Below are 20,592 nucleotides of genomic sequence, written 5' to 3'. Positions count from 1 at the left end.
CTTGTTGTTGTTGAGTGTGTTGTTGAGCTTGTCGTCGAGTGAGTCGTTGAGTCTGTTGTCGAACCTAGCGATGAGGCGATGCTTGCGTCAGCGTCAGTGAAGGCGGCGTTGAAGATCAACCGACACCACTGACGCAGCCCGGACCGGTGGTCAGGCCTTCTTGAACAGCTGGCTGTCGCGATCCTTGAACGCCTTGAATTCTAGCGCGTTGCCGGAAGGGTCCTTGAAGAACATGGTCGCCTGCTCGCCTGGCTCGCCCTTGAAGCGAATATAGGGTTCGATCTCGAACTCCACGCCGTGGGACTTGAGCTTGTCGGCCAGGGCTTCCCAGGCTGGCATCTCGAGGACCACGCCGAAGTGCGGTACCGGCACGCCGTGACCGTCGACCGGATTCTTGTGGGCAGCGCTGGCGGCATCCTTGAGCGCTGGATTCAGATGGCAGACGAACTGATGGCCGTAGAGGTCGAAGTCGACCCAGGACTCAGAGCTGCGGCCTTCGGGGCAGCCGAGAAAGTTGCCATAGAATTCGCGGGCTTCGTCGATATCGCGGACCTGGATGGCCAGATGGAAAGGATCGCTGACAGCCATGGGAAGTCTCCGGTTGGATAGGGCGTTATTGACAGGGTAGTGTCAGTGATTCTTGGCCGGGTGAGCTGCTGTCGTCAATCTTGACGCTGAATTTGTTGCTGCGCAGCGATGACGCGAGTCTCGGGGCGATGCCGGTACGCTGCCCGGCGGCTTGATCGAGAATTCAGACAGCGACATCATTCAATGACACTTCATCGACAACAATAAGGTGGCCCTATGCCGATCCCCCTCCTCAACTGCGATGTCGGCGAGAGTTTCGGCGCCTGGAAGATAGGCCGCGATGCCGACGTGATGGCGTATATCGACTGCGCCAACATTGCCTGCGGCTTCCATGCGGGCGACCCCGACGTGATGCGTCGCACCGTCGGCCTGGCGGTGGCCAACAACGTGGCCATCGGTGCGCACCCCGGCTACCCGGACCTGGTCGGGTTTGGACGGCGCAGCCTGGCGGTGTCGCCGTCCGAAGCGGAGAACCTGTTGCTGTATCAGATCGGCGCGCTGGATGGTGTGTGTCGAGCGGAAGGCTCTCGAGTCCGCTATATCAAGCCCCATGGTGCCCTGTACAACGATATGGCGGTGAACAGCCCGGCGGGCCAGGACCTGCTGCGCGCGACCATGCGCGCCGTGCGTGCCTACGATGCCAGCCTGCCGCTGCTGGTGATGTCCACCGCCGATACCGATGACGTCCGGGCGTTGGCGGCGGAGGAGGGCGTTTCCCTGTGGTTCGAAGTGTTCGCCGATCGAGCCTACGACCAGCAGGGGCGGCTGGTGTCTCGGCGTGAACCGGGAGCGGTGCATCATGATGAGTCGACCATCGTCGCCCAGGCGGTCACGCTGGCCAAGGGGGAGCCTCTGGCGGCCCGAGACGGGACCCCGCTGCAACTGCCTGCGGATACGCTGTGCGTGCACGGTGACAACGAAAGCTCCGTGGCCGCCGTCCGGGCCATTCGTGAGGCCTTCGACCGACTGGAGGAGGCATGACGCCACGCCCACGACTGGAGACAGTCGCCTTCGATAGCCTGATCGTCAGGCTGTTTGATGCCATCGACGAAGCGCATATGCCCTGGGTGCTGGCGGCCACCAACGCGATTCGCCAGCGCCTTGGCGACGCTGCCCTGGAGGTGGTGCCGTCCTACACCACGGTACTGGTCCAGATCGATATCCAGCGACTGTCGTTGGCGGAGGCCCGGACACGCCTCATGGCGGCACTTGATGGACTGTCACCCCAGGCGGCGGAACAAGGCACCCTGCATGAGATTCCTGTCTGGTACGACCCCTCCGTCGGTCCTGAGCTAACGCTGATGGCGCGCCGCTCCGGGATGACGGTCGAGGAGGTCGTCCGCCGTCACTGTGCGCGTGACTACAGCGTGTTCGCGCTGGGCTTTGCGCCTGGCTACGGCTTTATGGGGCTGGTCGAGGACGCTCTGGCGACGCCGCGGTTGAAGACCCCGCGCCAGAAGGTGGCCGCGGGCAGCGTGGGTATCGCGGATCGCCAGACGGCGGTTTACCCGGCTCCTTCTCCCGGTGGCTGGAACCTGATCGGGCGAACCGCGGTGAAGCTGTTTGATCGCGAGCGCGAGGGCTACACCCTGTTCAAGCCCGGTGATCGCGTGCGCTTTGTGGCCATCGACCGCGCTACCTTCGAGGCGCAGGGCGGCGACACCACCCCCCAACCCCCGGCCGAGGAGAGCGGCGCATGAGTCTCAAGGTGGAACGTGCGGGACCCATGGCACTGGTGGTCGATGGTGGACGTGGTGGGGTGCGTCATCTTGGCGTGACCCAGGGCGGCGCCATGGACTGGGTGGCGCTGGGATGGGCCAACTGGCTGCTCGGCAATGCTCCGGACGCCGCTGGTCTCGAAGTCATGGTGGGGGGGCTTGAGCTGGTCGCCGAGGCCGATATCTGCGTGGCGCTGGCGGGGGCGGATCTCGCTGCGCGACGTGACGGCGAGGCCATCGCTCCCGGTCAGGCACTGACGCTGAAGCAAGGACAGCGACTGGTCTTCGAGCGTCCCAGCAAGGGCCTGCGCGCCTATCTGGCTCTCCCGGGGGGCGTGGCCGGAGAAGCGGTGATGGGGAGTCTTTCGAGCACCGTGCGGGAGGGCCTGGGCGGTCTGGATGGCCTGGGACGTCCCCTGGTGGCGGGTGACCGCGTGGAGGCGAAAGCGCCACACCAGCGTGTGAACTCGCGAGAGCTGGCCCCAAGCGCGGCAACGCTGACTGCCTCATCGGAGCCGCTCGAGCTGGCGCTGGTAACGGGCGCTCAGCTCGCAAGCTTCGACGGACACAGCCTTTACCGTGCCTTCAACCAGGACTGGACCATCGATCAGCGTGCCGACCGCATGGGCATTCGCCTGACCGGGGCGCGCCTTGAAGGCCGGATGAAGGGCATGGTGTCGGAGGGTATTCCGCTGGGTGCGGTGCAGGTGCCTCCCGACGGCCAGCCGATCATCCTGATGAACGATCGTCAGACCATCGGCGGCTACCCGCGTCTGGGTGCGCTGACGCCGCTTGCCTGTGCACGCCTGGCCCAGTGCCTGCCCGGGACACGGGTCCGCTTCAAGGCGGTGTCTCCCGAACAGGCTCGGCGGGACCATCTGCAGTGCCTGCATGCATGGCGTACTGAGTGATCGCCGTCAGACTCAGAACTGATAGCTCACGGTAGCACTGACGCTGCGCTCGGCGCCGAAGTAGCAGAACTCGAGGGAGTTGCAGGACGCGACGTAGTCTTCGTCCAGCAGGTTGTTGACGTTGAGTCGAGCGCTCACGCCCTCAAGTCCGACGCGGCTGAAGTCGTAGCCAAGGGTGGCATCGACCAGGGTGTAGTCCGGAACCGACTTGGTGTTGGCGCGATCTGCCTGGATATCGGCGTGGTAACGCACCCCCAGGCCGGTGTTCAGGCCGGCCAAAGGTCCGCGGGCGACATCGTAGTAGCCCCACACCGAAGCGATATGCTTGGGTGAGTAGATGGCGTCGTTGCCCTCTTCACCGGGGACATCGCTCTCCTCGTAGGTAATGTCGGTGTAGGCGTAGCTCGCCTGCATGCTCAACTCGTCGGTGAATTGGGTGCGGGCTTCAAGCTCAATGCCTTGGGACTCGATCTCACCAATGGCGCGGTAAGGGTCAGTGGGCTGCTCCTTGGTCGCCACATTGTCTTGAGTGATGTGGAACAGGGCGATGGAGTATTGGTCCTGGGTGCCCAGCGGCTGATATTTCAGGCCGGTTTCCACCTGCTCGCCTTCCATGGGCTCAAGCAGATCTCCTGATGCATCGACGAAGCTGGTCGGAGTGAACGCCGTGGAGTAGCTGACGTAGGGTGAGACGCCGTTATCGAAGGCGTAGAGAAGGCCGGCCCGTCCACTGAACTGAGTTTCATCCAGTTCGGAGCTGTCACCGCTATCGCGATTGGTATTCTCGATGTCGACCCAGTCGTAACGGCCACCCAGGGTCAGATGCCAGCGGTCCCAGCTGATCTGGTCCTGCAGGTAGACGCCGGTCTGCTCGAGCTCGTGGGTCTCGCGGGTGGTCACCGCGATGTCGCCGACGGGGCCTGCACCGTAGCTGGGGTTGAAGGCATTGATCTGCGGGAAGGCGCCACTGGACCAGGTCACCTCGTTTTCCCGTGTCTGATAGTCGACCCCCGTCAGCACGCGGTGGTTGAGCCCGCCGGTGGTGAAGCTGGCCTCGAGCTGGTTGTCTACCGTCCAGGCTTCCAAGTCCTCATCGGCGCCTGAATAGTAGCGATAGAGCTCAGTGTCGTTGGCCCAGCCATAGGCATAGACCTGGTCCATGGTGACATCCGACTCCAGGTACCTGAGCTTCTGGCGAGCGATAAGCCCGTTGCCGAAGCGATGCTCCAGCTCATAGCCGAAGAGGTTCTGGTCACGCTCGAAGTTGTCGTAGTCGTCTTCGCCTTCGAAGAAGGTGTTGTCGATGTGCTGGCCGGCGTGGCTGGTCACGGTGCCCTCGTAGGGCAAGCCCGCGTGATAGCCGCCTTCGGGTTCACGAGACAGGTAGGCGTTGAGGTTCAGGGTGGTCGCGTCGGTGATGTCCCAGGTCAGTGACGGTGCGATGGCATAGCTTTCTTCCTCCACCGGGTCGAACTGGGTATCGGCGGCGCGGGCGACGCCGGTCAGGCGGAAGGCGGCGCGCTGTCCTTCGTCGACGCTACCGGTGATATCGAAGGCCGCACGGCGCTGGTCGTTGTTGCCAAAGCCGACCTGGACCTCTCCGGTGGGGGTATCGGTGAAGGTCGGCCGCTTGCTGGTCAAGGCCACCAGGCCACCGGGGGAGGCTCGACCGTAGAGCACCGAGGCCGGGCCCTTGACCACCTCGACACTTTCCAGCATCCACGGGTCAATCTTCAGTGAGCTGTAGCTGTTGCTGTCGCCCATCAGTTTCAGGCCGTCGAGGAAGGTATTGCTCACGCTGCCGTCAGAGAAGCCGCGCAGAACGATGTAGTCGTAGCGGTTGGATGCACCGATCTGATTGGTATAAACACCTGGGGTGTAATCCAGAGCCCGCTGCACGGACTGGGCACCGCGTCGCTCGATGTCCTCGGCGCTGACGCTGGAGGTGGCCTGCGGGGTCTCCAGAAACGGCGTGTCGGTCTTGGTGGCGGCTTCACCGGTGACCGTCATGGTGCTGAGTTCTGCGCTGTCGGCCGCGCTGTTGTCGGCGGCTTGTGCCAGGGCGTTAGCAGAGAGCATCAGCGACGACAGGCCAAGCATCGCCAGCGATGCACGAGAGATGGCGGTCGCGAGTGGCGTCGACGCCCATTGGCGGCGCAGGCCGGGGGAGGTCATTGTGTTCATGGAAGGGCTTACCGTATGAGTCGAGCCAGGAGATGGCGTTGGAAGCGTGTTTTTCGGTAATGCGAATTATTCCATTTTAATGGCGCCATCTTCCTATGCGTATCGCCAAGATCCTTATGCGCGGTGACAGGCTGTTGAACGATTGCCGTGCCAAGCTGGTGGGAGTGCTGCGGCTATGCGTGAGCCACCGCCTAGCCGACATCCCTGGGAGATACCCCGAAGCGACGGCGGAAGGCGGTGGAAAAATTGGAAGCATGGCCGTAGCCGCTGTCGAAGGCGGCCTGCTGTACGCTGGCGCCCCGAGACAGCAGCTCATAGGCCAGCATCAGGCGGCGTTCGCGCAGGTAGTCGAAGACCGAGACACCGAACAGGCGCTGGAACTTTGCGCGTAGACCGGATTGGCTCATGGAGGCGAGCTCGGCGAGTTGCTCGAGGCTGTAAGGGTGAGCAGGGGCATCGTGCAGGGTTTGACGTACCCGCTCCAGGCGCTGGCGTTCTGCCAGCTGCAGACCGCTTTGATGCGCTCCGGGATGACGCAGGCCATGGGCCAGCAGCTGCAGTCCGATCGCCTCCAGCAGCAGCTGTCGCTGTCCTGCCGAGGGTTGCGGCGTGACCGCCTGCTCAAGCATCGGTGCCAGATAGCCGGGCAGGGGCCAGACATGCAGGTGAGGGCGCGGCGAGTCGAGAAGCTCGGTGATCTCAGGACGTTGGCTGAGTGCGTGGATGGCCGCTTCGTCGAGGGACAGGTTCAGCGTGCGCAGGCGCTGGCCGGCGTCCTGGTGCACACGCAGGGCCACCTGGTCGGCGAGCCTGGCGCTGAGCGCGCTGCCGGCGGAAAGGCGCTGGCGACGCCCGCCCTGATCTACCTGAATGGCGCCCTCCAGGACGACGCAGACGAACAGGGGGGAGGCCATGGTGGAGCAGGAGTCATACGGCGTCAGCACCTCGACGTCGGAAAACGTCAGATGCCAGCCAGGGCGTACCTGCTCCTCGATCACACGCCCCCTGAGCACGGCCAGGTCGCGGGCCACCTGGGGCGAGCGCATGCCGGCGAAGCGATAGTCGATGCCGTGGCGTTGCGCAAAGCCAAGAAAGTCACCGGCGCGAATGAGGCGTGGCTGGATGCCTTCGGCAGGCGCGCCGACGAGAGGGCGGGATCGGGCTGGGGGCATCGTCAGCCGGCGGCAACGCGAGACGTGGCGTTGCGCAAGGAGGGCCGACGCGCCTGGCGCTCGCCTTCGTCCTTGGCCGCAGGGAAGGTCTGCACCACGCTGGAGGTGTCGCCAGATTGGTTCTGGTTCTGATTCTGGTTCTGGCGCTTGGCCGCGGCGCGGGCTGCCAGGGCATTGTCATCCAGCGGGCAGGTGCCGCAGTAGGCCAGGTCATCCAGGCGGTAGCGTAGGCAGCATACGCGGCGAATGCGCTGGGTCTCGCCTTGATCGTCCTGGAGGTAGCGAACCGGCATGAACAGAGGGTTGCGCCGGCCATCGGGATACACCCGGTGATCGAGCAGCCGCAGCGCTTGCTCGGCGGCGTCGGGTGAGCCCATGGGGTGTGTGTGAGCCCCACGGGCAAAGTAGTCGAAGTAGCCGCCGAAGTTGCTCCAGAACACCTTGGGCGAGGCGCCGGAAACGCAACCCAGCATGTCGATCAAAGGAGCAATATGGCCTTGCAGCAAGCGCTCGAAGCGCTCGAAAGCATCCAGTGATGGCAGCGGGGTGCCCTCATGGCGTAAGGCAATACCGTGGGTGCAGCCTGATTCGTTGAGATAGATCCCCATTTCGTCCAGTGCCACCGGCAGGTCCCGCTCCAGCAGCAGGTTGGACGCCAGCGTGTGGGCGGCAAGCTGGCTAAAGTGCCATTTCGACCACAGTGAGGCAACGGCCTTGAGATCCTCTCCCTTGAACTGAGTGGTGTAGCGCTCGATCAGCTCGTCCAGCACGCCAGGCTCGAGCAGTGTCTCTGCTGGCATGGCGTCGTCGGGCAAGGTCGCTGCCACAGTAGGCACCGTGAGGTGTTCCAGGGGACCGCAATACAGACGGGAAAGCGCTGATGTCATGGGGCGTCCTGCAGGCCGGAGGCTTGAGGTCGAAAGACCAACGGCGACTACAGTAGATTAAATGCGAATTGTTATCAAGAGTAATGATTCTCGTTAGCTGGTGCTACTCTGATGGCTCGCCACACCTGGCTTGCGCTCGGCCCTTCTGCCAGGTCCGAGCACATGTCCACGCGATCAAGGGTCATCGAGCGACATAGCACTTGTGCTCGGCCCTCATGGACGACGCCTTCATGGTCAGTGGATCTCCAATGCCAGTGAATGCTGACGCTATCGGCATCGGCGGTGGTTCCAGCGTCGGCGCCAGCCACGTCCTCGACCAGTGTCAGCTGCACGCCACCGGCGGCGCTGGTGGCGTCGTGCTCATCGAGCCAGCCGAGCAGGGCGACCTCGGCACACTGCTGTACCGGTGTCAGCGCGGACGCGCCACGGTAGCCGGGTAGATAGCGCCTGCCCTGGGCTTCGGCCTGCAGCATGGGTAGCGCGTGCTCGGGATCGATACGGCCGTACTTGCGCACCGGAGACAGCACGATGATGCTGGCGGCGAAGCGGCAGCCACCCAGGTGGCTGCTTTCCCACACGTCAAACGGCAAGCGCTGCTGCTCGACCGCGTGCGCCAGGGCCTTGTAACTGCGAAAGCCATAGCGTGCGCAGCACTTGTCCTTCTTGCCATGGGTACAGCACAGCACCACATCGTCGCGTTGGGGGAGCGATGGCCAGGCGGACAGGTCGGAACCCGAGGCCAGCGCCTCGGCGAACGCCAGCAGGGCATCGAGATCCAGACGCAGGCGTTGGCGCTCTGGCATCAGCATGACCTCGTGGAGGCCGTCTGGCTGGTCGCGCCGGTGAATCAGATTGACCCGGCGACCGCTTGCGGCCAACCCATCCAGGCTGTCTTTCAGGCGCTGTGGCATGTCGCTGGCGTGGCGCAGGTTGCGCTGCCATTTGGCCCGGGGCCAGCTGATCAGCAGGTTGCGCTCGGCGTGGGCGCCGCTGCCGGGCAAGGGATCGTCCAGCTGGCGGCTGAGGTCGGTGCAGAAGGTCTTGTTGATCACGGCGGTATTGATGGTGGTGTGGCTGGCGCTGTTCATATCGGCACGGGGATTGCTGTCACGATACTGGTTTTCACGAGGCGGGATTTCACGGTGCGTGGGGTGCCGTCTCAGGAAGGCCGCGTGCAGGCGGCGGCTTGGTCGCGGTCTTCCAGCAGTGGGCTGCCGGCCCTGTCCGAGCGTCGCTTGAGCGGCACGCACAGCGGCCTGCCGCTGGCCGGGTCGTGAATCACCTGGGCGTCCAGGTCGAAGACCTGCATGAGGTTGGCGCGGGTAAACACGTCAGCCGGCGTGCCGCTGGTGATGATGCGGCCGTCCCGCAACATTACCAGTTCGTCGGCGTAGGCGGCCGCCAGGTTCAAGTCGTGGAGCACCAGCAGCAGGGTGCGACCCTGGTCGTGGGCAAGGCCGGTCAACAGCTCGAGCAGATCGACCTGAACCTTGAGGTCGAGAAACGTCGTGGGCTCATCGAGCAAGATCAAATCGGTCTGCTGGGCCAGGACCATGGCGATCCAGCAGCGCTGGCGCTGACCTCCGGAGAGGGCGTCCACGTGACGATCGGCGAACTCGGTCACGTGGGTGTAGGCCATGGCTTCGGCGATGACCTCGGCGTCACGACGAGCGTCACGCTGCCATAGTCGCTGGTGCGGGAAGCGCCCCATGGCCACCAGTTGGCGCACGCTGAGGCCTTCCGGGGCGGTCGGTCCCTGGGGCAGCAACCCCAGCCGTTTGGCCACCTCACGGGTCGACTGATGGTGGATCGCCTGGCCATCCAGCAGCACTTGTCCCGACTGCGGGCTAAGCGTTCTCGCCAGTGTCTTGAGCAGCGTCGACTTGCCACTGCCGTTGGGCCCAAGCAGTACCGTCAACTTGCCCGGTGCGATGGTGATGTCGACGCCATCCAGCACCACCCGGTCTTCGTATCCCACTGTCAGGGCTGTCCCCTGAAGTCGATGTGACGCGGCCTGGCGAGGGGCCGGGCGCGAAGGCTTTGGCGGAAAAGAGGGGGACGACGACATGGGGCGCGTCTCTGCTGAGGGCAAAATGGCTGTCGACGGTATGACAAAACATTCTCATTTTCAATCTGGCGAAACAGCTTGCAGCACTGTTCGTGCGCTTTTGACCAGTCGTTTAAGCACAAAATCTTGTGAGGTTATGACGAACGGTTCGTTCGAACATCATGGACAGCGCAAATTCGATTAATTAGGATAATCGTTCTCATTTAGAGATGCGGTAGTAACAACGACGCAGCACGATATCAGATGAGAGGCGTGCAGCAGGACCTCCGCTTGCGGAGACCCATTGGGAACAGGGAAGGCTTGACCGTCATGTCGGCCGATGTCGTCTCTCGCGCTGGAGTCACCGCCTCCGCCACGGGCGAAGGGGGCGACAGGCCTGAATCAGTCGCTGCGCAGATCATTCGAACGATAGCTCCACAAGGAATAACGCACGACATGAATCGTCATGCTCTATGGCCCACCGTCTCACTACTGAGCCTCGCCATTGCTCAGCACGCCGCGGCGCAGACCAGCGCTTCCTCGTCTTCCTCCGATGCAGCCCGTGCAGATCAAGGGCCGACCATGGTGGTGACCGCCTCGCGGACCAATACCACCAAGGAAGACTCGCCCCAGACGGTGCGCATCATCACCGAGGAAGAGATCGCTCAGCAGCTCGATGTGACCACGGACTCGTCGCAGATCCTGAGCAACCTGCTGCCGTCCTACTCCCCCAACCGCCAGAAAATGACCGGCAGTGGCGAGACCCTGAGGGGCCGCACGCCGCTGTTTCTGATCGACGGTATTCCCCAGTCGAACCCGCTGCGTCCCACCGGCCGTGAATCGCACACCATCGACTTTTCCCAGGTCGAGCAGATCGAGGTCATTCAAGGGGCCAACGCGACCAACGGTGTGGGGGCTGCTGGCGGGGTGATCAACATCATCACCAAGCGACCGGAGCCGGGTAGCTTCAACCAGCACTTCAGCGCGCAGCTGACCACGCCCACCAGTGAACTGGACGGCGACACCCTGAGCTACAAGACCGATTACGGCTTCAGCGGCAATGAGGGTGCCGTGGACTACGTGTTTGGCCTCAGCTATGAGGACCAGGGGCTCTATCTGGATGGCAAGGGCGATCCTGTCGGGGTCGATAACACCCAGGGCGATCTGATGGATTCGCGCAGCTATGACCTGCTGGGCAAGCTGGCCTACTGGATCGACGACAACCAGCGCGTGCAGTTCACCCTGAACCACTACGACATCGAAGGCCACAATGACTACGTCAGCGTGACCGGCGATCGCGATGCGGGCATCCCGACCACCTCCGAGCGTGGCACGCCCGAGGGCGATGCACCCTACAACGAGGTGTGGACGACGGGCCTGAGCTATGACAACTACGACCTGGCTGGCATGCAGCTGAGCGCCCAGGCGTACTATCAGGATTACGAGGCACTGTTCGGAGCCACCGATTCCGGCACCTTCCAGGACCCGTCGCTGGCGCCGTTGGGCACCTACTACGACCAGAGCTCTGCCAAGACCGAGAAGTTCGGTACCAAGGTCTCGCTGACCAAGGATGACCTGTGGGATGACCGACTGAAGCTGACCGGTGGCTTCGATACCCTGTTCGACGAGACCGAACAGTACCTGTACGGCAGCGGCCGCACCTACGTGCCGCCCACCGACTACACCGACCTGTCACCGTTCTTCCAGGCCGAGTTCGCCCCTGTCGATTCCCTGCTGCTGTCCGCCGGCGTGCGCTACGAGTACGCTGAGCTGGATATCGATGACTACCAGACGGTATGGGCCAACAACGGTGTGGACGTGGAAGGTGGCAACCCCGACTTCGATGAAACGCTCTACAACGTGGGCGCCGTATGGAAGCCGGTACAGGGTGTAAGCCTGTTCACCAACTACTCAGAAGGCTTCTCCATTCCCGATGTGGGACGAGCGCTGCGAGGGATCGATACGCCGGGACAGTCGGTCGACAGCATCGACAACCTGCGCCCCATCGTCACCGAAAACATCGAGACCGGTGTGCGCTACGAGAACGATCGGCTGGCGGCTGAGTTGAGCTACTACGAGTCCACGTCCGACTTCGGCAGTCGTCTGACCGAGCAGGACGGTGTCTTCATCATGAACCGTCAGGAAACCCAGATCACCGGCATCGAGGCCTCGGTGGACTATGCCTTTACCGAGCGCCACTCTGGTCGTCTGGCCTACTCCCATATGACGGGGCTGTACGACAGCGACAACGATGGTGATCTCGACGCCGAGCTGTCCGGCCTAGATGTGTCGCCGGACCGTCTGGTCGGCAGCTGGTCCGCCAACTGGACCGACAAGCTGTCCACCTTCCTGCAGGCCAACTACGCCTTCGACGAGTCCTACGATGAAGAAGAGCGTGAGTTCGATGGCTACCTGCTGGTCGACGCCGCGGTGGGCTATCGCCTGCCGACCGGCAAGATCAACGTCGGCGTTTCCAACCTGCTCGACGAGGACTACATCACCTACTACTCCCAGAGTGCGCTGGTCAACGACGACCGCTACTTTGCTGGCCGTGGTCGCACCCTGACCCTGGGCTATAGCGTGGAGTTCTAGGAGCGAACGTTCAGGAGCGCTTGATCAAGGCCCGCCGTCAGGACGGCGGCGGGCCACTTGAGCGGCCCTGGCCAATCGCTCGCTGACGCAGCACAGCACACCTTCACCACGGTCATCACGACCATCGTCCGATCAATCGTCATAACAACCGCTACAGCAACACCATCACAACAACGCAACAACAACACCCCTTCGCCTAGTGACTAGCCAGGAAAGCGCGACTTTCTCAGGCCTGCGGTCGTGCGCCGTAGCCAGAGAGAGCAACAAAGGATGGAATCCTTGCGGAGGTTGCATATGCAATTCCCCTTACAGACTCGCACCCCTGGCGAGATTGCTCGGCATGCCTCGCAGCATGCCCTGCTCAACGGCATCATCAAGGAAGTGGGTATTCCCCAGGACTTGCTGAGCCACCACTGGCCTGCCCATCGGCAGGGCCTGCCCCACACCGATAAAGGATGGCCGCTGCAGATTGCGTGGTCACCGACGCTTAGCTTGTTTGTGCTGGTCGACCGGCATTCGGCGTTGGGCGTTCATGCCTATGTATCGGAGCTGTACCTGCGGCGTCCTACGGACCCGCGTTGGCGCCCGGCGCAGACGGCTGAGCTGGTAGCGGCATTGCTGGAGGACGGGCCCTGGCGTGACGCCTTCCCCAATCCGGAATTCCGCGACCAGGTTCTGCTGAGTCAGCGCGTGATGGAAGATATCCTGTCACGCGCCGACCAATCTGATCGTCGCAGCGAGCGTCCTGAGCGGCACCCCCTTGGCGACTATGCGTCCAGCGAACAGGGGCTATGGTTCGGACATCCCAACCACCCGACCCCCAAGGCGCGGCAATGGCCTGAGGATCTTCCCGATGCCGGCGTTGCCTGTTCGCCGGAGTCGGGTATCGCAACACGTTTGCACCAGTTCTCGTTCCCGGCAGAGGGCCTGCGCATCAACAGCAATGGCCCGTCGCCGCAGGAGCTGCTGCAGCAGGCAGCGGATCAGGCAGCCGACAGCGCCGACGACCGCGTGGTACTGGCCATGCACCCGATCCAGGCCGAGCTGTTCCGGCGCTCGCCCCAGGTCGCCCCCTATCTGGCCGACGGGCGGATTCGCGATCTTGGCGCCAGCGGCTTCGAGGCGGTGCCCACGGCGTCCATGCGTACCTGGTACCTGGAGGATCACCCTTGGTTCATCAAGGGCTCGTTGAACGTGCGCATCACCAACTGCGTGCGCAAGAACGCCTGGTACGAATTGGCCAGCACGCTGGTGATCGACCGCATCATGGCGCAACTGGTCGAGGCGGGGGATCCCGCGCTTAAGCGACTGGAGGTCGCCCGCGAGCCCGCCACGCTGCACTGGACGCCGAGCGACGATGACGCCGATGGCCAGGATCCCGAGGTGCGCCGCTGGTTCTGTGAACAGACCGGCATCATCCTGCGCGACAACTTCTGCCGTCGCTTTGGTGCCGAGCGCTGCCTGTTGTCCGCCACGGTGTTTGCCCGGGATACCCAACTGACGCCGATGGTGCTCGATCTGGTCGGGCGCAGCTATGGCGTCGGCCCCGCGGACAGCAGCGACGAACAGCGACTCGACTGGTTCCGTGCCTACTTGAAGACCCTGGTAGAGCCGGTGCTCGCGCTGTACTTCCGGCACGGCATCGTGGTCGAGCCCCATCTGCAGAATTGTGTGCTGGTGCATCAGCAAGGACGCCCGCAGCGGATGCTGCTGCGCGACTTCGAAGGCACCAAGTTGACCGCTGACCTGGGCGTGGACTGGCTGGCCGGCGAGACGCTGGATCCCCGTGTCCGCCAGTCGATGGTCTACAGCCGAGAGAAAGGCTGGAATCGCATCGCCTACTGCCTGCTGCTGAATCATCTGGCGGAGGCCATCCTGGCATTGAGCTGGCAGCGTCCTGCCCTTGCCGATGACCTGTGGGACGCCACCGCCGACGAGCTGGCGCGAGTAAGGGACCGCTTGAGCGAGATGTCACAGGCATCTCCCGGGAGGGCTACCCCCGAGCTTGATGCGCTGCTTGCCGGTGACGCGCTGCCATGCAAGACCAACCTCAAGCTCAGGCTGATGGCCCAGGCGGATCGGCATGCAGAATACGTGCGCTTGCCGAGCCCCTGGCGCGCGGTGTCGAGCCCGCGCCGGGAGGTGGCCCATGGTTGATGTCACCCTGAACCGCCCGTTGGCTGACGCTGTGCCGAGGGGCGACGCCGCTGATACGCCAGTGGTGGCGGAGCGTTCTGCAGCAGTAGCCCCTGGTTCCGCTCACGCCATCCCCGAGGCGGTGCGCCAGGCCATATTGGCCCATCAGGCAGACGCCCAGGACCCGGTCGCGGCCTTCTTCTACGACCTGGAGGCACTGGCAGAGCGGGCGCGCTGGATGATGTCGGCGTTGCCCAAGGGCGTCGAGCTGTTCTATGCCATCAAGGCCAACAGCGAGGCCCCGATGCTCAAGACCCTGGCGCCGCTGGTGGATGGTTTCGAGCTGTCCTCCGGCGGTGAGATAGCGCGGATGCGCCAGGCGACCCAGGCGTTGCCCTGGGTGCTGTCTGGCCCCGGCAAGCTGGATAGCGAGATGCAGCGCGCCATGGACGAGGGTATCGAGGCCTTCCATGTGGAGAGTCTCGGTGAAATTGCGCGTCTTGAGCGCCTGGCGGCAGCGCGAGGTGAGCCGCAGAGCGTGCTGCTGCGTATCAATCCGAGTCTGCCCGAGTCGCTGTCCAGTCGCTTGCGCATGGCGGGCACCGCCACACCGTTCGGCATCGACGAGGCGGAACTCGGCGCGGCGGTCGCGGCGGTGGAGGCAGCGTCCCACCTCAGGCTGGTAGGCTTTCACGTGCACGCCATGTCCCACCAGCGCAGCGTGCACAAGCACAAGACACTGCTCGATAGCTATCTGGATCGCTGGCCGCGTTGGCGAGCACTGGCCGAACATCCGGCGTCGGTCACCCAGCTCAATGTGGGGGGCGGCATCGGCGTTGACTACCAAGCGCCATCTGCCCCGGGCGAGCAGTTCGACTGGCCGGCGCTGTGCGCTCATCTGGGACAGCGCCTTGAGCACATGGACGATGCGCCACGCCTGCGCTTCGAGATTGGACGCTTCGTCTCAGCCTTCTGCGGCTATTACGTCATGGAAGTGATCGACACCAAGTCGAGCCACGGCGAGAACTTCGTGATCTGCCGTGGCGGCACCCACCAATTTCGCCTGCCCGCCGCCCAGGGCCATGACCACCCGGTGGTTGCGCTGTGCCCATCACCGGCCGAGGGCCGCTCTGGCGCGCAGGCGGACGCCAAGCCCGCTGCCACAAAACGCTGGAGCGTGGTCGGCCAGCTGTGCACGCCCAAGGATGTACTGACACGCGCCGCCTGGCTCAACGACCCGGCGCCAGGGGATCTGCTGGTGCTGCCCCTGGCCGGGGCCTATGGCTACAACATTTCCCACGCCGACTTTCTGTGTCATCCAAGGCCCGAGCAGTGCTTTATCAGCGCGCCCGGCCGCGTGGCTATCTATTGACGTCGAGGAATCCCATGACATTACTTACCTCCGCGGCAGCCGCCACGCGGCCCTTTGCCGTGGCTGCCAACTGGCAGCATCGCCAACGCATCGAACGCCGCGTCATTGGCCAGCTGCTGCAGACATTGCTGTACGAAGACGTGCTCGAACCCATCAGCGAAACCCGCCTGGAGGCCTCGTCGGCGTCCCCCGATGCCGCCGACAGATCGCTGTTCCGGTTGAAGGTGGGGCCGGGTCGCTACCGGGTCGAAGGGTTTCGCTGTCACAGCTTTGCGCTGGTGCGCCTGGATCATTCGAGCCTGGTGAAGGAAGCCGCAGATGGCGATGTATCGCCGACCCTGTTCGAGGTGCTGGATGACCTCGACCATGCCCTTGGTGGCGATGGAAAACTCGGTGCGGGCTTTATTCGTGAGCTGACCGAAACCCTGATCAAGGACCTGCAGTCGTCCACCGTCGCAAGCCCGGGTAACGGGATCGACCCGCGCCAGCTGGATGCCGATGCCCTGGAGCAGGCCTTCACCGATGCCCATAGCTATCACCCCAGCTACAAGTCACGCCTGGGATTCAGCCTCGATGACAACCGCCGCTATGGCCCGGAGTTCGGCCAGGACCTTCGCGTGCTGTGGCTTGGCGTACCGCGGCGGCTGGCCCATCAAGGGGCTTCCTGCGGCTATCGGGTAGCGGCCATGGTCGAGGCCGAGGCGGGCGCCGAGGTCGAGTCGGCGCTGTCTGGGTGGCTGCAGCAGCAGGATTTGACGCGCGATCAGGTGGTACTGATGCCGGTCCATCCCTGGCAGTGGGACAACGTGCTGGTTGCGGCGCTGTACCCGGAACTTGCCCGCGGCGAGATCGCTCTGCTGGGGGAAGGACAGCTGAGCTACCGGCCCCAGCAGTCGATCCGCACCTTGTCGCCGGTGGGGAACGCCGAGCGCGATGCGCCGCGCCCCTACCTCAAGCTGGCGCTGGGTATCACCAATACGTCCAGCACCCGCATCCTGGCCCGTCACACCATCACCAATGGGCCCATCATCACCGCTTGGCTCAAGACCCTGGTGGACAGCCATACGACGGCCAAGGCATCGGGCATGGTCATCCTCGGTGAGGTGGCGGGCGTTGCCCTGGACGAGCGCGCCTTCCCCGGGCTGCGCCATGACCAGGTGTATGGCCAGGTGGGCGCGCTGTGGCGAGAGCACATCGACGAGTTCCTGGCGCCCGGAGAGCAGGCGGTGCCCTTCAATGGGCTCAGTCAGTTCACTCGCCAGCCCGACGGCGAACCCGACGCACCTTTCATCGCCGACTGGATCGAGCGCCACGGCCGCGACGCCTGGACGCGTCAGCTGGTGATGGTGGCGACCTTGCCGATCATCCACCTGCTGTTTGCCGAAGGCGTCGGGCTTGAGTCTCACGGCCAGAACATCGTGGTGATCCACCGCGATGGCTGGCCGGTGAGAATCGCGCTCAAGGACTTCCACGATGGCGTGCGCTACAGCGAGGCCGCCCTGGCCCGCCCGGAGCTGGCCCCCAGGCTGGAGCCACTGCCCGCGGCTCATGCCGCTCGCAACCGCAACTCCTTCATCGTCACCGATGACCTGGATGCGGTGCGGGATTACTCCTGTGATGCCTTCTTCTTCATTGCCCTGGCCGAGATGGCGATCTTCCTGAAGCGTCATTTTGGCCTGGAGGAGAAGACCTTCTGGGCGATGGTCGCCGACGTCATCGTGGCCTACCAAGAAGCCCACCCGGAGCATGCCGAGCGCTACCGCAGCTTCGACGTCTTCGTCCCCGAATGGGAAGTGGAAGCGCTTACCCGCCGGCGGCTGTTTGGCGATGACATTCCCCAGGTCAAGCGCGTGCCCAATCCCCTGGCTGAGCACGCACCGGGCGGTGCAACGCCGCGCCAGCACCAGGGCGGGGAGCCGATGCCATGCTGAGAACCAATCAACTCAAGCTCGCCCTGGCGCAAGGGCGCGAGGTGTTTGGCGTGCTGGCGTCGCTGCCTACGGCGGCGTCGATCGAGCTGATCGCCGAGGCTGGCTTTGACTTCGTGGTGATCGACTGCGAACACGTGCTGATCAACCCGGAAACCATCGAGCACATGATTCGCACCGCAGAAAGCTACGCGCTGACGCCGCTGGTGCGGGTCGCCGATGACGATCCCAAGACTCTGCTGCGGCTGCTGGATGGCGGCGCCCAGGGCATCGTGTTGCCCAGTGTCGAAGATCCCGTGCGCCTGGCAATGGCGGCCCAGGCGTGCCGCTATGCCCCCCAGGGCACCCGCAGCCTGAACGCCGGAAGGCCGGGTTCCTTCGGCAAGCACTCCCTGGCCGAATACGTGCACAAGGCCAACGACGAGATTCTGGTGGTGGCGATGATCGAGAGTCGCACCGGCGTGGAGCGCATCGACGCGCTGTGTGCGGTCCCTGGGGTGGACCTGATCCTCGAGGGCGCCGCCGACCTGTCGCAATCTCTGGGTGTCACCTGGCAGACCGCTCATCCCGAGGTGACCGATGCCTTGGCCAGGGTACAGCGTAGCGCCGCCGAGCACGGCATCCCATACGCCGCCTTCCTGCGTCACGCTGGTGCCAAGGCCGAGTGGCGCGAACGCAGCGTGCATACCTTCATGCTGGGCGATGAACGCGGTATTGCCTTTCGCGCCCTCAGCCAGGCATTGCAGGAGGCCGCGTCATGACCCGGCCATCCCCAGACGCTGAAGGCCTGGCGTCATCACCCACCCCTGATCGCCCAACTATCCAACAGGAGGCCCCAAGTATGGCGTCCATCGACGGTTCCTCATCCTTTCGCGGCACTGATGTGCCTGTCACTGATTCGGCTGTCACGGGCTCAGCTGGCGCAGATTCATTTGTCGAAACACCTGGCGCCGGCGAGCAGATTCTGGCGTTTCTCGTAGACGGCCTGCTGGTCGAGGAGCTGCTGGAGAGCGCCAAGCTGCGTGAAGACGACGATGCTGCGCGGCGTCAGGCCACCGCCTGGTTTGGCGCGGCAGTGGTGCAGGGCCAGACCCGTCTGTGGGACTGGCAGACACCCCAGGGCGAGCGCCTGGTCATGCTGCTGGAGCCAGGCATTGTCCAGGCCTGGCAGAAGGTGCCGGCGACCCCTGTGCTGGTCGTGCCGGACGCTGATTCCAGCGCTATCGAGCTGGATGCGCCAGCGCTGATGCGCCTGCTATGCCAGGCGAAGGGGGAGCCGGAGCAAGCGCTAGAGACAGGGCCAGCCGAGGCCAACGGTGACCAGCCCCACAGCGGCTTGACCAAGGGCCAGCAGGTGTTTCTGCGTGCGCTGGAGGACAGCCTGTGGCAAGCCGAGGCGTCGATGCATCACGGCGTGCGCACCGATGACCTTGCGGCGCTGGATACCCACGCCCACTTTGTGCGGACGGAGCAATGGGCATCGCTGCTGGATCGCCCCTACCATCCGACGGCCAAGGCCAAGCAGGGCATGAGTGCCGATGAGTACCAGGCCTACATGGCGGAGTTCGCTCGTCCGGTGGGGCTCGTCTGGGTCGCCGTGGCGCGCCATCGGCTATGCACCGGCGCCGGCCTTGAGGCGGCAGACGGCGGTGACGTGGACAGCGTGCCCGCCGACTGGGTGCTGGCCCATGATGAGCGCCAGGCGCTGCAGGATGAGCTGAGAAGCAAGGGTATCGACCAGACCCACGTGGCCTTGCCGGTGCATCCATGGCAGCACGAGCATGCCCTGCCGACGTGGTTAGCCACGGACCTTGAGGAGGGGCATTGCGTGACCCTTGAGACGGTCACCGGGGGCTGGTGGCCGACGTCATCACTGCGCTCGCTGCTGTCTACCCGCTGCTCCGAGCACAGCCTGAAGCTGCCTATGGCCATTCATTCCCTGGGCGCATCGCGCTATCTGCCCGCCGTGAAGATGATCAATGGTGATCTCAGCGCCAGGCTGCTGGCCCAGGCCAGGCAGCGTGACCCGGTGCTGGCGAGTGCCCTGCACCTGTGTGACGAGGGCAAGTGGTGGGCCTACATGCCCGAAGATGCCAGCCTGTTTGACGAAGCCCCGCGTCATCTCAGCGCCATGGTGCGCAGCTATCCGCGGGAGCTGCTGGCCCAGCGTGATGTGCAGCTGGTGCCCATGGCGACCCTGGGGACGCCACTGCCGAGCGAGAACACGGCAAGCGCCCACCACCTGTTCAGCGACTGGATGGACCAGCGAGGCATGGAACATGGGGCCGAAAGCGCCAGAGCCCTGTTTGGCGAGCTGTGTTCGCGCTTCTTCGAGATCAACCTGCGCATGTTGCGTCTCGGGATGCTGGCGGAGGTCCATGGTCAGAATGCCGTGCTGGTAGTGCGTGATGGCCAGGTCGAAGGGCTGCTGCTCAGGGACCATGACTCGCTGCGCATCCACGTCGGTCAGCTCGAGCGTCACGGCATGCAGGACCCGTGCTACCGGATCAAGAAGGGACACGCCAATACTCTCTACCACGAGAGTCAGGAGGCCCTGGTGTTCTGGCTTCAGACCCTGGCCATCCAGGTGAACCTGCGCGCCATCATCGACACCGTGGCGGGGCATTTCGGCCTGTCGAGTCGGGCCCTGTGGCAGGATCTCAGCGCGGTGCTGGACGGCGTGCTCGACGCCGTTCCCTTCGAAGATGGCGAGCGTCGTCGATTGAAGGCGGTGCTGTTCGAGCGCGAAAGCTGGCCTTACAAGCGTCTGATCGCACCGATCATCGAGCGCGCCGGCGGCCCCGGCAGCATGCCCTTCGGTGTCAGCGAGACCGTCAACCCGCTACGGGCCTGCCAGGGGGAGCCGACGCATCAGACAGCCGAGGCAACGGCCTGCGTCGAACAGGGTGTCAGTACCGCAAGCCTAGCCGACCGCCAGAGGACGCTGCAGCAAGCCTGATCTAGCGTAAGAAAGTACGCGGCGGCATCGGTGAATACCGATGCCGCCGTTTTTTGTGCGCAAGACAGGGGCTATGGCAGGGGCTATGACCGGGGCTA

15 protein-coding genes are annotated in these 20,592 nt (G+C 64.1%); 9 read left to right on the top strand and 6 right to left on the bottom strand.

The features are described from left to right. Nucleotides 1–150: 150 nt before the first annotated feature. Nucleotides 151–588, bottom strand: coding sequence for a VOC family protein (locus KUW18_RS01695; protein ID WP_206939600.1), 438 nt, complete (start codon nt 586–588; stop codon nt 151–153). Nucleotides 589–804: 216 nt separating this feature from the next. Here KUW18_RS01695 and KUW18_RS01690 point away from each other — a divergent pair, with 216 nt between their 5' ends. Genes KUW18_RS01690 through KUW18_RS01680 form a run of 3 tightly spaced genes read left to right on the top strand, consistent with a single transcriptional unit; the run spans nt 805 to nt 3,217 of the window. Next, a complete protein-coding gene (locus tag KUW18_RS01690) occupies nt 805–1,569 on the top strand; it encodes a 5-oxoprolinase subunit PxpA (protein ID WP_222161776.1) in 765 nt (254 codons plus the stop codon). Next, the gene (pxpB, locus tag KUW18_RS01685; RefSeq protein ID WP_222485323.1) at nt 1,566–2,288 is read left to right on the top strand and encodes a 5-oxoprolinase subunit PxpB; all 723 of its coding nucleotides are present in this window, start codon (nt 1,566–1,568) and stop codon (nt 2,286–2,288) included. Before KUW18_RS01690 ends, pxpB begins: the two co-directional genes overlap by 4 nt. Next, on the top strand, nt 2,285–3,217 hold the full coding sequence (locus tag KUW18_RS01680) for a biotin-dependent carboxyltransferase family protein (RefSeq protein WP_222560661.1): 933 nt from the start codon (nt 2,285–2,287) through the stop codon (nt 3,215–3,217). The genes pxpB and KUW18_RS01680 overlap by 4 nt, the downstream gene beginning before the upstream one ends. 12 nt (nt 3,218–3,229) lie before the next feature. On the opposite strand, the gene KUW18_RS01675 is transcribed toward KUW18_RS01680, so the two are convergent. The 5 genes from KUW18_RS01675 to KUW18_RS01655 all read right to left on the bottom strand — a co-directional run bounded on the left by KUW18_RS01675 (nt 3,230) and on the right by KUW18_RS01655 (nt 9,438). Next, the gene (locus KUW18_RS01675; protein WP_374107039.1) at nt 3,230–5,392 is read right to left on the bottom strand and encodes a TonB-dependent siderophore receptor; all 2,163 of its coding nucleotides are present in this window, start codon (nt 5,390–5,392) and stop codon (nt 3,230–3,232) included. Between the two features lie 200 nt (nt 5,393–5,592). Then, nucleotides 5,593–6,573: a helix-turn-helix transcriptional regulator gene (locus KUW18_RS01670; RefSeq protein ID WP_222560660.1), complete on the bottom strand. Its 981-nt coding sequence runs from the start codon at nt 6,571–6,573 to the stop codon at nt 5,593–5,595. Nucleotides 6,574–6,575: 2 nt separating this feature from the next. After that, nucleotides 6,576–7,460 carry a siderophore-iron reductase FhuF gene (fhuF, locus tag KUW18_RS01665; RefSeq protein WP_222560659.1) on the bottom strand — a complete coding sequence of 295 codons (885 nt, stop codon included), beginning with the start codon at nt 7,458–7,460 and terminating at the stop codon, nt 6,576–6,578. Between the two features lie 74 nt (nt 7,461–7,534). After that, nucleotides 7,535–8,548, bottom strand: coding sequence for a sucrase ferredoxin (locus KUW18_RS01660; RefSeq protein ID WP_261389546.1), 1,014 nt, complete (start codon nt 8,546–8,548; stop codon nt 7,535–7,537). A gap of 71 nt (nt 8,549–8,619) precedes the next feature. Then, on the bottom strand, nt 8,620–9,438 hold the full coding sequence (locus tag KUW18_RS01655; protein ID WP_315900625.1) for an ABC transporter ATP-binding protein: 819 nt from the start codon (nt 9,436–9,438) through the stop codon (nt 8,620–8,622). Between the two features lie 525 nt (nt 9,439–9,963). On the opposite strand from KUW18_RS01655, the gene KUW18_RS01650 reads away from it, so the two are divergent. From KUW18_RS01650 to KUW18_RS01625, 6 genes are all read left to right on the top strand, one after another. Then, nucleotides 9,964–12,099: a TonB-dependent receptor gene (locus KUW18_RS01650; RefSeq protein WP_222560657.1), complete on the top strand. Its 2,136-nt coding sequence runs from the start codon at nt 9,964–9,966 to the stop codon at nt 12,097–12,099. A gap of 294 nt (nt 12,100–12,393) precedes the next feature. Continuing rightward, nucleotides 12,394–14,256 (top strand): IucA/IucC family protein, encoded by a 1,863-nt coding sequence (locus tag KUW18_RS01645; RefSeq protein ID WP_222483561.1) that lies wholly within the window; start codon nt 12,394–12,396, stop codon nt 14,254–14,256. Further along, nucleotides 14,249–15,607 carry a type III PLP-dependent enzyme gene (locus tag KUW18_RS01640; protein ID WP_222560656.1) on the top strand — a complete coding sequence of 453 codons (1,359 nt, stop codon included), beginning with the start codon at nt 14,249–14,251 and terminating at the stop codon, nt 15,605–15,607. The genes KUW18_RS01645 and KUW18_RS01640 overlap by 8 nt, the downstream gene beginning before the upstream one ends. A gap of 14 nt (nt 15,608–15,621) precedes the next feature. Beyond that, nucleotides 15,622–17,538 carry an IucA/IucC family protein gene (locus KUW18_RS01635; RefSeq protein ID WP_222560655.1) on the top strand — a complete coding sequence of 639 codons (1,917 nt, stop codon included), beginning with the start codon at nt 15,622–15,624 and terminating at the stop codon, nt 17,536–17,538. Continuing rightward, on the top strand, nt 17,532–18,296 hold the full coding sequence (locus KUW18_RS01630; RefSeq protein WP_222560654.1) for an HpcH/HpaI aldolase family protein: 765 nt from the start codon (nt 17,532–17,534) through the stop codon (nt 18,294–18,296). Before KUW18_RS01635 ends, KUW18_RS01630 begins: the two co-directional genes overlap by 7 nt. A gap of 80 nt (nt 18,297–18,376) precedes the next feature. After that, nucleotides 18,377–20,494 carry an IucA/IucC family protein gene (locus KUW18_RS01625; protein WP_222560653.1) on the top strand — a complete coding sequence of 706 codons (2,118 nt, stop codon included), beginning with the start codon at nt 18,377–18,379 and terminating at the stop codon, nt 20,492–20,494. The last annotated feature ends 98 nt before the right edge of the window (nt 20,495–20,592 follow it).

The sequence above is a fragment of the Halomonas sp. DP5Y7-2 genome (genome assembly GCF_019802025.1).
Taxonomy (GTDB): domain Bacteria; phylum Pseudomonadota; class Gammaproteobacteria; order Pseudomonadales; family Halomonadaceae; genus Halomonas; species Halomonas litopenaei_A.
This window is presented reverse-complemented; position numbering and strand designations above follow the sequence as displayed.